This is a genomic window from Cylindrospermopsis curvispora GIHE-G1, from assembly GCF_014489415.1.
In the GTDB taxonomy this organism is placed as follows: Bacteria; Cyanobacteriota; Cyanobacteriia; order Cyanobacteriales; family Nostocaceae; genus Raphidiopsis; species Raphidiopsis curvispora_A.
In genome coordinates, this window is record NZ_CP060822.1 from 3578953 (window position 1) to 3593043 (window position 14091).

Genomic DNA, 14091 nt, shown 5'->3' on the forward strand with positions numbered 1-14091 from the left:
TAAACCCCTAGCCTTTTAACTGTAATCCACAATAGTTAGTCCATATCAAAGGATGGGTTTTGACCAGATGAGTAGATATTTGATCTGTCATCATTAGTCATGGTTGTTTCCGAACCGTTAATTTTACCATCTGCTCCAGTGGTGACTAAATCAATTTGTTGTCGATAATAGTCTACACTTTTGACTTGTACAAAGACCTGATCTCCTAAGCGATAGGAAGCGCGATTTTTCCTACCAAATAGAGCTTGTTGTCGAGCACGATATTCATACCAATCATCCTTGAGAGAACTAACGTGAACCAATCCCTCTACCCGTAAAGGGGTGGCTAAATGAGAACCAACTTCCTCGGTTGGGGGAACTTCTATCTCCACAAAAAAACCGTAGGATTGAACCCCAGTGATCACACCAGGAAAAATTTGGTTAATCTGCTGTTTCATCACCTGTGCTTTTTGTAGTCCAGCTAGATCAGTTTCAGCATCATAAACTTGTTTCTCTCTCTCATTAATCTGGACAAGAATTCTGTTTAAATCTGTTTGTAGCTCTTGTTGTACTTCCGGAGGTAAAACATTCCAGTTAATTTCTTGATGAGAAGAAGAATGACGTAGATTAACCCGCTCCTTGACACGACTATTACGGCGATCGCGCCCATACTCAAGAACAGCATGATATACTCTTTGCATAACTAGGTCTGGATAGCGCCGTAAAGGGGAGCTAAAGTGTATATACGCTGGCAGTGCTAATCCAAAGTGAGGTGCTTTAACAGTACTATAAACAGCAGGTTTTAGAGTATCCTGTAGTAAGTAAGTCAAAACCTGTTCTGAGGGGGATTCAGCAAAAACACCAGTTAAATGTTGATAATCCACAGATTGAATTTCCAACTCGGGGTCTATGATTAATTCCACGCCCAAATTAACTGCTAGTTTTAGCATTTCCTGAACATCTTGAGAATCGGGAGATCCCTGAACACGCCAAAGTGCTGGAACATCCAAAGCACTCAGGTGTTGAGCCATTAACTGATTAACCATGAGGATTAACTCCCTCAAAACTGATCCCAGTGGTGAATCGTCGGGAATAATTGCCCCCATACTACCTTCATCATGGTAAGGATTGTAACCCAGTGGTAGATTCAGCTCTAAGCAACCACGAGATAAACGGTCTTTCTTGATGATTTGAGCCAAAGATGTTAAATCATTTAACATCTCTATCACCCGGGTTAACTCTGATGACTCACCTGCAAGGAACGACTGGGCCTGTTCATGGGTAATACTTGTATCAACATTGACTACACTCGGTTGAATTTCCCACTCTGTAATCTGTCCCTTCTCAATATCAATATTGATGATAAAAGACAAAGCCAGGCGATCGCTACCGGGTAGTAAAGAACAGCACTCTGCCACTGTATGAGGTAGCATGGGCAAGATGAGATTGCCAAGGTGAATAGTTTTTCCCCGTTTCAGTGCTTCCCGATCCAAGATTTCATCTGGGTGGATATAGACAGATAAATCTGTAATGTGAACCATTAATTGCCAAGTGGTGACAGAATGCTTCTCCAGACTAAAAGCATTTTCCACCACTCCATCCCCATCTACCCCCTCTATGGCCAGAGTAAATACACTCCTTAAATCCAGACGCTCGCGCAAATTAGCCTTGAGGAGATTTTTTGGTAACCTAGCTGCTGCATCTAATACATTTTCTGCAAAATTCCTGGATAGGTCGTGTTTGCATGTAACTAAATCTATATCAGCAGCAGCTTCAGCATCCGTACCGAGAATTTGTACAACCCGACCCAGGGGGGGATATTGTGCCAATGGATAGCGGATCACCTCCACATGTGCCAGATGATCGATAGCGTCTTGCAAATTAATTCCATTGCTCACCAATTTCAATTCAAACAGCAATCGGTCATCTAAAGGTACCGCACGGAAACCACCTTCCACTTGCTTAATCCGTGCCAATAAAGTGTGATTAGATCGCTCTAAAATCAACTTTACCTCACCTTCAGGAGAACGACGACGACTTCCCTCCTTGAGGATGCGAACTAATACGCGGTCTCCATTCCAAGCGTGACTAAGATGACTTTCCCGAATGTAAATATCCTCTGCACCTTCAGGATCCTGGATAGCAAAACAAAATCCCTTACTGGAGCAGCGCAGCTTTGCTTCTATCAGCCCCTCCTCTGATACACGGCGATACTTACCCCGGTCTTTAACTAAAAGTCCAACTTTTTCGAGCACCTCCAAAGCAATATGAAGTTTTTCCAAACTATCCTCATCTTCACAACCCAATTTTTTTTCCAGAACCTTCCTAGCTACCAATTTGTCATCGGTAAAATTGGCAAGGAGTGTAGCGATTGAAAATTCCATGCAGTGAACTGGCCTTTGGTCAAAACATCATTTTTCTTTATATCCTCACAGTCTACACATATTGCCAACGATTTACCCGTTCCCTTAGACTCTCGTAAACATATGAATCTGAGTTTTAACCAAGAGAAACTGCCGATTTACCCAATTATTTGTAAAATTGGTGACAATCAGGTTAGCAACTGAATGAGCAATGAGAGCGAACCCTATCTTCATTATTGTAGATTTAGAGCACACCCGCAGAAAATACTCCTAGACATTTTAGTTGAGGTAATCACCATAGCATTATTAAAGGTATCACTGGTAATCGGATCTAAATTTCCATTATTGAGATTCTGGAGGATTGGATGATGGGGATCGGGTTTTTCAGTCCCAAATGCCCAGACTTGACCACCCAATCATCCACAGTTTATACTAGGGCCAGGGGGCGACTACCAGCTGCATGTCGGTCAATTACTTGGTCAATAAGTCCATATTCCCTGGCCTCTTGGGGAGACATGAAAAAATCCCGCTCCGTATCTTCAGCTATTCGGTCAAATGGCTGACCAGTATGTTCAGCCAAATATTCGTTTAGCTTGCGTTTGTGATATAGAATTTCTCGGGCTTGAATTTCTATATCTGTCGCTTGTCCCTGAGCACCGCCTAATGGCTGGTGAATCATGATGCGCGAGTGAGGTAAACTCATACGTTTACCTTTAGTACCTGCACTCAATAAAAAGGCCCCCATACTAGCAGCCAGCCCTGTACAAATAGTACACACATCAGGGCGGATGTTCTTCATAGTATCAAAAATCCCCATTCCTGCTGTCACTGAACCACCGGGAGAGTTGATATACATATAAATATCTTTCTCCGGGTCTTCAGAGTCTAAAAACAGCAGTTGGGCCACTATTAGATTAGCTAAACTGCTATCCACCTGTTGCCCTAAAAAAACTATCCGTTCGCGCAGCAGACGTGAATAGATATCAAAGGCGCGTTCGCCCCGACCCGATTGTTCAATAACGATAGGAATCATGAGGTTATTTGTAGCTATTTGCCCTTTATTTTATCCGAGGTTCGAGAGAATGGACTGGATTGATAGCCTATATCTCATATTTCAAGCGGAACTTTTAATGGCACTTTTGGTCTGGGTTAGAGCAGACCTGAATATCATAACATGTCATCGGGTAAATCCCAATTAAAGGTGTATTCAGATTAGTGGTTCAATTAATCAGATTAAAAATGCTACTTATCAAGTGGGAGGAGTGTTATGCTACAAAGACTCATACAGGCAGTTTTCATTACTTTTCTACTTTACTTAGTTGTCATTCTCAATCTAACTCATCAAACTCCCCCTAAACCCATACTACCAGTGTCAGACATTTCTTTGTTATAGTTGTGCCAAAATGCGCGTTTTTTCTGAGAAGATATTTTGGTAAACTGTTGACACGAACAGACGGAGGTGCAAAACTTTGGGCATAGAATTACGCAGTTACGTATTTCTAGACAACTTACAACCGCAACATGCGGCATATATGGGAACAGTGGCCCAAGGTTTTTTACCTCTACCGGGTGACACTTCCATCTGGATTGAAATTTCACCCGGTATTGAAATCAATAAAATTACTGATGTTGCCTTAAAATCTGCTTCTGTGCGTCCGGGATGGCAAATAGTAGAAAGACTATATGGAATGTTGGAACTACATTCTGGGTCCCAGGGGGAAACAAGAGCAGCAGGACAAGCGGTTTTGGACTTATTAGGAGTCAAAAAAGAGGACTGTCTCAAACCACGAGTCATTTCCAGTCAAATTATTCGCAACATTGATGCTTATCAAACCCAGCTGATCAACCGTAGTCGTCGTGGACAACTGTTATTAGCTGGACAAACCCTCTACGTTTTAGAAGTTGAACCTGCTGCTTATGCAGCATTAGCTGCTAATGAAGCGGAAAAAGCTGCTGCGATTAATATTCTAGAAGTTTTACCAGTGGGTAGTTTTGGCAGACTTTATCTAGGGGGAACAGAACGAGATATTTTAGCTGGTGCTGCTGGAGCTTTAGCAGCTATTGAAAATGTTCCCGGTCGTGCTCCCCAAGGCCATCGTAAAGAATAGTGACAGGATAATTAAAATGGCAATTGAAACACATCTTACCCTACTTAAAGCAGGTGCTGTTACCTGGTTAGATTGGAGAGGGCGAAACCCAGAACTTCAAGTTGATTTGAGTACCTCTAATTTAAGGGGGGAGAATTTTCGCGGTGCTAATTTCCAAAATGTCAATTTAAATCAGGTGGACTTTAGCCATGCTTTGCTGGTAAGAGCAGACTTTCAAAATGCCAATTTAAGTGCTGCCAATCTAAATAGCGCTAAATTAGTTCAGGCAAATCTTAGAAAAGCTAATTTAAGTGTCGCTAACCTGCAGAATGCTAATTTAATGCGTGCAAACTTAGATGAAGCAGTCCTAATTGGAGCAGATCTAAAGAGTTCAAACCTACAGGATGCAGTAGTTACCAGTGCTAACTTAATTGGAACTGACTTTTACTGTGCTAATTTAAATGGTGTTGATTTAGCTTATAGTAAACTTATACGCAGTAATCTGAGTTTTGCCAATTTAATCGGAGCAAATTTAATTGGTAGTAATTTACAAGACTGTAATTTGTATGAAGCTGAAATTATAAGTAGTTACTTATATGACACAAATTTATCCAGAGCTAATTTAAGCAGATCCCATTTGGGAAGTTCCTATTTATGTCGCGCCAATTTCATGGAAGCTAATTTAACTAGCGCTGATCTAACAGGTGCTAATTTAAAAGATGCTAATTTAGCTGGTGCCAATCTTCAGGGAGCGAATCTTAGATGTGCTAATTTAACAGGTGCTAATTTAACAGGTGCCAATTTGCAAAACGCCATTTTACCTCCCGTTTTTATTTGTAATTGAGGGTAAAGATATACTTGATGGTTCAATGGATAATGGAGTGAGAGTTGTCCACAGCTATAGTACTGGAAACAACTGTTTTTGTTCTGGGGAAATGATATTGCTAGATTACCCAGTTCACCACAAGTGTAGATTCTGAAAATGAAGCCCAAACCCATAAATTCTAATTATACCAGAAAGCCAAGAATATTTAACCAACCAGACCGTTTCATCGAAGGTTGGTACTGGGTGCTACCTTCCCATAAGCTATTAGTTGGTGAGGTAAAACCTATCACTATTTTGGGGAAAGAATTGGTAATCTATCGTGGAGAAGATGAACTGGTAGTTATCTTTGATGCTTACTGTCCACACATGGGTGCTCATCTTGGGGAAGGTAAGGTGAAAGGTAATGAACTACGTTGTTTTTTACATCACTGGCAATATGATCAACAGGGTTTTTGTACCAAGATTCCCTGTTTGGATGAAAGCATAGATATTACGGCCACTAAATCTATTAAAGCTAGAAATTGGCCTACCGAGGAAAAATATGGTTTGATTTGGGTATGGACAGGAGAAAATCCTCAACAATCCTTACCTTTTATTCCGGAGTGGGAAGTTGCAGAACTAGATATAGCCTTTGGTGGTAAGTTTATCATCCATTGTCATCCTCATATTGTGATGGTTAATCTTATTGATGCTCAGCATTTTTACAATATTCATCGACCAGTATCCGCATCTAGTTTTCAAAAACAAGAACTGAATGAGAATGCAATTATTTTCAGGTACAATCAGCAGTGTAATAACTATAATTCTAATTCTCCAAGTAAAATTCTCCGATTTTTGCTTAATCCACCCATCAGCTATCATCTTTGTTATTGGTATGGGAGCACGCTGATAGTCAGGGTAGAAATTAGGTTTTTACATTTTCAGGTTAACTGTCACATTCTTTATGCACTACGTTTAATAGAATCAGGAAGGACCACGGGAATAAGAATTTTTATCGGTAAAAAACGTCCAGGTATCATTGGTCATATATATGGCAAATTCCTTCTGTGGTTGAGTAAAATCGCGATTAACGCCATTAACTATATGCCAAGTCAACACAGTATACTTTTTCCCAAACCGGGGAAAAATAATCGTAAAAATATTCAGTTTAACTTACAACATCCCCTAGCACTAGATCAACCAATTATAGAATTTATTAATCATTTAGAGAGACAAAAACCTCTCAAATGGGGAACATGGAGCTGGGAAAGGTTAAGAGACAACCAACAAATGGAGTCAGAAAAACCTCAAAACCTCCAAAAATGGCGTGATGACTTAGCTAATGATTGATTATAGATAGATTGATGATAATTTCTGGTGAACAAGCTGCAACAATAAAAATGAAGTGGTTTGGCCACTTCATCAATTCCCAGGTAGAACCTTAGTATCCAGTATAGCGGTGACCAAAATTGGAAATCGTATAAAATCCAACAAAACGTAAAATTATTTTCTCATTTTCTCGATGACAGATTTTTACCCACCAAATCTGTTTTCAGCTCTAGTAGATTAAGCCCCGATTTTACCATGATAAATTAATGCTTATTCTAAACATTACCATAAATCCCAAAATAATATGATGTTATAAGTCAATTATAAATCTATGCACCCACATATATAAATTTATTGATTTTAATTCAAAACTGAAACTTGAAAACTGAAAACTGATAAAAAATTGGGTCGGAATTTGCACAAAATTCTCTCTTACTAGGACCTATGCAAATTTGTCAAAATCCCAATTGTTCTAACCCGTTCAACCCTAACCACAGTAGATTTTGCATCGTTTGCGGACATGATAAATTTGGTGAAATCCTCAGAAACCGCTACCGTGTTTTGCGGTTATTGGGTGAGGGAGGTTTCAGCAAGACTTATGCTGCAGAGGATGTGGATAGACTAGACGCACCCTGTGTAATTAAACAATTTTTTCCCCAGGTTCAAGGAACTGTTGAACGTGCTAAAGCAGCAGAATTCTTTAAGGAGGAGGCTTATCGCTTATATGAATTAGGAGAAAATCATTCTCAAATTCCCCGGTTACTAGCTTACTTTGAACAGGGATCAAGTTTGTATTTAGTTCAGGAATTTATCATTGGTAAAACTCTATTAGAAGAGGTGAAAGAACGGCCTTATTCTGAAGCTCAAATACGTCAACTGTTATTGGATTTATTACCCGTTCTCGATTTTATTCACCACAAAAATGTTATCCATCGGGATATCAAACCTGAAAATATTATTCGTCGTAGTTTGGACAATAAACTTGTGTTAATTGATTTTGGCGGTGCTAAACAAGTTACTCAAACCAGTATGGCTAGACAAGCAACAGCTATATACACTTTAGGCTATGCACCAACGGAACAAATGGCAGGTTTTGCTTGTCACAGTAGCGATCTATATGCTTTAGGTGTAACTTGTATACGTCTATTGACCCAATGTTTACCCGTACAAAATAGTTATCAACTTAAAGATCCTCTTTATGACCCCATGAGAGCAAAATGGTTATGGCAAGAATTTTTACACAGTAGAGGTGTTATAATTAGTCGGCAATTAATATATATTTTAGACCGTTTACTACAACATTTTGCCCAGGATAGATATCAGTCAGCAATGGAAGTTTTATATGATCTACAAAATGATTTTCCTGTAAATTCAGAAGAATCAAAAATTAACTTGGGTACTCCTATTATAGAAGTAGCAACCACCCAGCAAAAACTTGTTGTGAATGTGCCACGCTTAGAAATCTTCGAGTTTCAGACCATGATATCCCATCAGGAAAATGATGAAGCTAAGCATGAAAGAAGGATAGGAAAATTCTTTACAGAAGAACTAAATAAACATCTCTATTTAGAAATGGTATTAGTTCCCGGTGGTAGTTTTTTAATGGGTTCACCAGAATTTGAAGGTAATGGGGATGAACATCCCCAACATCAGGTAATTGTTGAACCATTTTATATGGCTAAATATCCCATTACCCAAGCACAATGGAAAGCAGTAGCAACATTACCAAAGGTCACCCAAAATCTAAACCCCAATCCTAGCAGGTTTAAGGGGGTCAATTTACCTGTAGAAAATGTCTCTTGGTACGAAGCAGTGGAATTTTGTTTACGTTTATCATTAACCACTGCTAGAAATTATCGTTTACCAAGTGAAGCAGAATGGGAATATGCTTGTCGTGCGGGAACTACTACTGCTTTTTACTTCGGTGAAAATATTACTCCAGACTTAATCAATTGTAATGTTAGTCAATCTTATATAGCGGATTTTGGCAGAAACTTCACTCCACAAATTACAGAGGTTGGTAACCTGAACTTAGCAAATGCTTTCGGATTGTATGATATGCACGGTCTAGTTTGGGAATGGTGTGCTGACCCCTGGCATAATAATTACCATGGCGCTCCTAGGGATGGTAGTGTTTGGGATACAAATGGTGATATTAATCGTCGGGTATTGCGTGGAGGCGCTTGGAATTTTAGTGCAGAACTTTGCCGTAGCGCCAGTCGCAGTTGGAATGAAGCAGAGGGTGGTTTAAGAATGTCCGGTTTTCGCGTGGTTCTTTCCTTTTACGGGTGAGCTTGAAATTTGTTCAAGATTCTGGATGTTTTTCAGTTCTATACCCTGAACAGTACGTTTGATTAACCCGGTTAATACATTACCCGGTCCTATTTCTATTACTTTCTCAATCCCAGATTGTGGTAGTTGTAAGGAAATTTCTCGCCACCTGACTGAACCTGTCATTTGTTGAATTAAACGTTCCTTCAAAACCTGCGGGTTGGTGCGGGGAATTGGGTCAACGTTGGAAGATACGGGAATTATTGCCGTCTCAAAAGCTATATCATCTAATATTGCTTGAAATTCCTGGGATGGACCCTTCATTAATGGCGAATGAAATGCACCAGAAACTTTTAGGGCAACTGCTCGTTTTGCCTTTACCTGTGACATTACAGCTTCTACTGCTGTTGGTGTACCTGAAACTACAACCTGCGCTAGACTATTATCATTCGCTAAAACAACATTGGGGGTTTTGGCAATCACTTCTTCTAATTGCTGTCTGTCAAAATTGAGTAATGCTGCCATCATTCCCCCAGCTGCATTATCCATGATTTCCCCGCGTCGTTTGACCAGTTGCAATCCCGTTGACCAATCAAACACACCAGCTACATACAGGGCGATATATTCTCCCAAACTATGACCAGCAACTAAGTCTGGTTCTTGCCCTCTTTCTCTTAACAGGTCTGCCATAATACTTTCAACTACATACAAACAGGGTTGAGTGTAAACTGTTTGTGATAATTTCGCCTCGTCACCCTGACAGATTTCATCTACGGACCACCCCAAGATGTTTCTGGCCTGGTCGAATTTGGCTTTGGCAGATTCTATACCTAGTAGATCTATTCCCATATTTAAGGACTGAGAACCTTGTCCGGGAAATACCCATGCAGTTTTAGTCATTTGATATTTGGTTGCTGATAATTGGTCATTACAGTTGATCGTTAATTATTTACCCCATTGGAAAATTGCTGCACCCCAACTCAACCCTGCTCCGAAACCGGATGTAACGATTATATCATTGGATTGGATTTTTCCCTGGCGCACTGCTTCGTCTAACGCCAGGGGAATAGAAGCAGCAGAGGTATTGCCATAATTAGCAACGTTGCTAATTACTTTATGGTCAGGTATGTTAAGTCTTTGCGCAACAGCGTTGATAATCCGCTGGTTAGCTTGGTGCAAGATCAACCAATCTATTCTCTCTACGGTCAAATTAGCACTAAATAAGGCTTTGTCTATCACTTCTGGCACTTTTTGCACAGCAAAACGATAAACCTCTTTACCGTTCATTGTGATGGGTTCATAACTACCTATAGGAGTATGAATATTTGGTTTGAGCTCTTGGGTCTTACCCTGGTAACTCAAATTCAGGTAGTGGTTTTGTGTACCATCACTTTTGAGGGCAAATCCTAATAGGCGATCGCTGTTATTAGCTTGCAATACCACTGCCCCTGCTCCATCACCAAACAAGATGCAGGTACGACGATCTTGCCAGTCTACCCAACGAGAGAGGACATCTGCACCTATTAGAAGTACATTTTGGTAGACTCCTGTTCTTATGTATTGGCCCGCAGTCACCAGTCCAAAGACGAATCCAGAACAAGCTGCAGTTAAATCAAAGGCCACCGCCTTAACGGCACCTATTTCAGCCTGTACTTGACAAGCACTGCCAAATAAATCATCCGGAGTGGAGGTTGCCAACAGAATTAAATCTATATCTTCTGGTTTAATCCCAGCTGCTGCTATTGCCTGTTGACTAGCATCAGTAGCTAAGGTAGTTAATGATTCTGGAGGTAGTGCCAACTGCCGTTGACAAATACCTGTTCTTGTGGTAATCCAATCATCGGAAGTTTCCACCAGTTGAGTAAGCAACTGGTTATCTAGGGTAGTTTTTGCTATAGCTGACCCACTACCCGTAATTGCCATACCTTGTAGGAATAAATTTTGCACTCCTAATCTCCGTTGTCATTTATTCACGGTGAAACCACCGTCATTTGGGTTGAGCGAGTTTGGTAGAGGTGGAGATTTTCTGCAAAAACATCAGGAAGCAGTTAGAACTGAGCTAACCGCTTCTAGAAAGCTATGCGGATAGGCTTAACAACCTCAACTTCATCCAGAATTCCTACTGGGGTTCACCCTGTAGAACTTCGTATTTGGACTGTAGTCTTTCTAGCACTTGATTATCTACAGCTTCTTTAGCCATGCGAATGGCGCTAAAAATGGAGGGTGCTTGGGAACTACCATGGCCAATGAAACAAATTCCATTGACCCCTAATAGTAAAGCTCCCCCGTGTTCAGCATGGTCCATGCGCTGCTTAACTCGCTTGAGGTTAGGTTTTAAAATTGCTGTGCCAATTTGTCCTCTAATACCTTGGGGTAGTTCTTCCCGCAGTATTTGTAAAATTACACCCCCTACCGCCTCCGCAAATTTCAACAACACATTACCGACAAATCCATCACAGACAATCACATCAAATTCACCGGACAATACATCACGTCCTTCTGCATTCCCACTAAAGTTAATTTGAGTGTTTTCCCGTAATAACTCGTGAGCACGCACGGCAGCTTCATTGCCTTTGTTGTCCTCTTCACCGATATTTAATAATCCCACTTTTGGTTCACTGATTCCCAGCACGTATTGGCTATAAATCGAACCCATCACCGCAAACTGTTCTAAAAATTTGGGGCGACAGTCTACATTAGCACCAACATCAAGTATTAATACTGGTTTACCTGCTTTTATAGTGGGAAATACTGTACCAATAGCGGGGCGATCAATGCCCGGTAACCTACCTAGTCGCAATAAGGCTGATGCCATTGCTGCTCCAGAATGACCAGCAGAGAATATGGCATCGGCTTGATTGTTTTTAACTAAGTCCATTGCTACATTGACAGAAGCTCCACGCTTTCTACGAACAGCATTTAAAGGTTCTTCGTCCATGCCAATTGTCTCCCGGGCTGGGACAATTTCTATTCCTAACCTATTGCTTTTGAGGGGTATGACAGCTTCAATTTGTTGGGGATCACCTACTAGCAAGATGTGAACATCCAATTCTTCTTTCGCTCGCAGTGCGCCAGCAACAATTTCGGCGGGTGCGTAGTCCCCCCCCATAGCGTCAATCGCGATTCTTACACCAGTCGTTCCCATTGCTCCTAGCTCAAAGAGACCTTATAAATTTTATCAGATTGTCACAGTTAAGAGTTCAAAATTATTAACTGGAACTGAGTGGTTTAGCAATTATCTCCACAATTTGATTCCACCTGGCTTTTTCAAACAATGATTCTACACAAACCTGAGCTACTTTTCTTCTGGAAATGCTACCTTCAAATAAGGTATCAGGACCCTGCATAATAACTTCATCAGAGTTATCATCATTTTTTAATCCTCCAGGTCGCACAATTGTATAAGTTATTCCGCTTTTTCTAATAAACTCTTCGGCTTGTTTTTTCCAAACTAAAATTAACCAGAATAGGTTTAAGGGATGAAATAACTGGGAAACGCATAGGGAAGAAACTAGGACAAAATGTTGAATTTTTCTATCTTGAGCTGCTTTGACTAGGTTTTTTGTCCCCTGGAAATCTACCTGATAGGGACCAGTCGGGTCAAAACTCGGTCTAGCACCAGTTGCACATAAAACTACTGTGCTGTCACCTAAAGCAGCAACCAGGGTTTCAGGTTGCAAAATATCCCCCACAATTAATTCAACTTGGGAAGGAAGAAGATTTCGAGCTTTTTGCTCGTCTCTCACTAGCGCTCGCACGGGAATATTTCTGGACACTAGCTCTTCTACTATCCGCTGACCTGTTTGACCTGTTGCACCTGCTACAAATGCTTTCATAATTAAGGTTATCCTAAGAAACAATATGTTTGTTGGTTTCGTTATTTATTCTAGGGAATCTATGGGTAGGATGACATAATGACATAACAGTTATATACGCACAACTATTTTGTAGATGTTTTTTCCATATTTTTATGAAAATTGGATCTTTGTTATGAGCAAGCTACCTCGGCTTGAAAATCATGATTGATACGCAATATACAAAAACTTTGGACTATAGAGAAAACGGAATTATGGTAGCAAATAATTGGGAATTTCAGTCTTTAGAATTGGGAGTAGATGAGCTTGATTCTTCTTTGTCAAATCCTATATCTCATCTTATTACTGAGGACGCATTAACAGAAAACTATGAAGCATTTCCTAGTAAATTCTATAGTCATCATCGAGAGTTTATGGAAATGCAAGCATCTAGTGAACAGGTGATGGAATATTTTAACTGTCATTCAGCATGGTTTATACGTTGTGCCCAACCTATGGTAGTTCATCCCCTGGGGGAGAATGGTTATACATTGGTAATTGGTAGATTTGGTGCTTTTGGTTATGAAGTAGAGCCAAAAATAGGTTTGGAATTGTTAGTCCCCGGAAAAAATCAATGTCAAATCCGCTCCATTCCCATCCCCAACTACCAATCTCCCGGTTACCACATTAACTATAATGCCCATATGCAACTCATTGAAAATACACCAGGTATTACCAGAGTGGAATGGCAATTGGATTTAACTGTTTGTTTACAATTCCCCAAGTTTATCAGACGCTTACCAAGTTCCCTCGTACAGTCCACAGGCGATCGCCTGTTAAATCAAGTCGTCCGTCAGGTGTCTCGGCGCTTGACTCGTAAAGTACAAGAAGACTTTCATGGGAAAAAGTAAGAGTTGAGCAGGCGTTCTAGCTCAGCTACATGTAGGGAGAGGAGTCACTCTCCCCAATATTAAAACTATTCTAAGCTTGACTAATAATTTTGAGAACAATTTCTACACCGGACACAGCTTGCCAAATAAAAAGTCCCAAAATCCCAAAATTCAATAGAATATGTGTGGCCCGGGCCCAATTGGCTCCTTTTTGCATAAATGGAGCTAGTGCGGCAGAAAAGGCAATTAAACCGGTCATGCCTAAACCAGCTAGGAGATGAGGCCCAACAAATAACTTACCATTGTTAATATAGGTAACCGCCATTCCCCCAATAGAACCCACCACCATCAACGCTAGGAGTACAGAGCCAATTTTGTGGTGCTTATCGCTATATTTACCCTTAATTAGTTGTTTCTTCTCTTCTCCCTGGGCATTTCTGGTACGCTGTACTTGTAACCCTAAGTAAGCTGCATATAATGACAGCGCTAACAATATCCACATGATTGCAGGATGGAAAAATTGCAAACCGAATTTTACGTCTGGAGTAAGTTCTAAACTCATGGTCTATTTAC

The 14091-nt window shown here is 40.5% G+C and carries 12 protein-coding genes; 5 read left to right on the top strand and 7 right to left on the bottom strand.

Going from position 1 to position 14091, the window contains the following annotated elements; translation table 11 throughout:
- Positions 1–35: 35 nt before the first annotated feature.
- Together IAR63_RS15980 and clpP are read right to left on the bottom strand one after the other, a co-directional pair.
- A complete protein-coding gene (locus IAR63_RS15980) occupies positions 36–2363 on the bottom strand; it encodes a ribonuclease R family protein (protein WP_187705955.1) in 2328 nt (775 codons plus the stop codon).
- A 406-nt stretch (positions 2364–2769) separates the two neighbouring features.
- Positions 2770–3375, bottom strand: coding sequence for an ATP-dependent Clp endopeptidase proteolytic subunit ClpP (gene clpP / locus IAR63_RS15985; RefSeq protein WP_187705956.1), 606 nt, complete (start codon positions 3373–3375; stop codon positions 2770–2772).
- Between the two features lie 436 nt (positions 3376–3811).
- Here clpP and IAR63_RS15990 point away from each other — a divergent pair, with 436 nt between their 5' ends.
- From IAR63_RS15990 to IAR63_RS16005, 4 genes are all read left to right on the top strand, one after another.
- Complete coding sequence (locus IAR63_RS15990) at positions 3812–4450, top strand: beta-carboxysome protein CcmP (RefSeq protein WP_006276064.1); 639 nt, start codon at positions 3812–3814, stop codon at positions 4448–4450.
- A gap of 16 nt (positions 4451–4466) precedes the next feature.
- Positions 4467–5273: a pentapeptide repeat-containing protein gene (locus IAR63_RS15995; protein ID WP_187705957.1), complete on the top strand. Its 807-nt coding sequence runs from the start codon at positions 4467–4469 to the stop codon at positions 5271–5273.
- 138 nt (positions 5274–5411) lie between these two features.
- On the top strand, positions 5412–6584 hold the full coding sequence (locus IAR63_RS16000; protein WP_187705958.1) for an aromatic ring-hydroxylating dioxygenase subunit alpha: 1173 nt from the start codon (positions 5412–5414) through the stop codon (positions 6582–6584).
- Between the two features lie 423 nt (positions 6585–7007).
- Positions 7008–8855: a bifunctional serine/threonine-protein kinase/formylglycine-generating enzyme family protein gene (locus tag IAR63_RS16005; RefSeq protein WP_187705959.1), complete on the top strand. Its 1848-nt coding sequence runs from the start codon at positions 7008–7010 to the stop codon at positions 8853–8855.
- Here IAR63_RS16005 and fabD read toward each other — a convergent pair.
- The 4 genes from fabD to IAR63_RS16025 form a co-directional block, all read right to left on the bottom strand.
- On the bottom strand, positions 8811–9734 hold the full coding sequence (gene fabD / locus IAR63_RS16010; protein ID WP_187705960.1) for an ACP S-malonyltransferase: 924 nt from the start codon (positions 9732–9734) through the stop codon (positions 8811–8813). The two genes, IAR63_RS16005 and fabD, sit on opposite strands and share 45 nt — an antisense overlap.
- Before the next feature lie 45 nt (positions 9735–9779).
- On the bottom strand, positions 9780–10781 hold the full coding sequence (locus IAR63_RS16015; protein WP_096545909.1) for a beta-ketoacyl-ACP synthase III: 1002 nt from the start codon (positions 10779–10781) through the stop codon (positions 9780–9782).
- A 172-nt stretch (positions 10782–10953) separates the two neighbouring features.
- Positions 10954–11979: a phosphate acyltransferase PlsX gene (plsX, locus tag IAR63_RS16020; RefSeq protein ID WP_187705961.1), complete on the bottom strand. Its 1026-nt coding sequence runs from the start codon at positions 11977–11979 to the stop codon at positions 10954–10956.
- Between the two features lie 64 nt (positions 11980–12043).
- Positions 12044–12670 (bottom strand): SDR family oxidoreductase, encoded by a 627-nt coding sequence (locus tag IAR63_RS16025; protein WP_187705962.1) that lies wholly within the window; start codon positions 12668–12670, stop codon positions 12044–12046.
- A 182-nt stretch (positions 12671–12852) separates the two neighbouring features.
- On the opposite strand from IAR63_RS16025, the gene IAR63_RS16030 reads away from it, so the two are divergent.
- A complete protein-coding gene (locus tag IAR63_RS16030) occupies positions 12853–13539 on the top strand; it encodes a DUF1997 domain-containing protein (RefSeq protein WP_187705963.1) in 687 nt (228 codons plus the stop codon).
- Positions 13540–13609: 70 nt separating this feature from the next.
- Here the strand turns inward: IAR63_RS16030 and IAR63_RS16035 are convergent, their stop codons facing one another.
- Entirely contained in the window at positions 13610–14080 is a 471-nt protein-coding gene (locus tag IAR63_RS16035; protein ID WP_187705964.1) for a DUF4079 domain-containing protein, read from the bottom strand.
- Positions 14081–14091 lie beyond the last annotated feature (11 nt).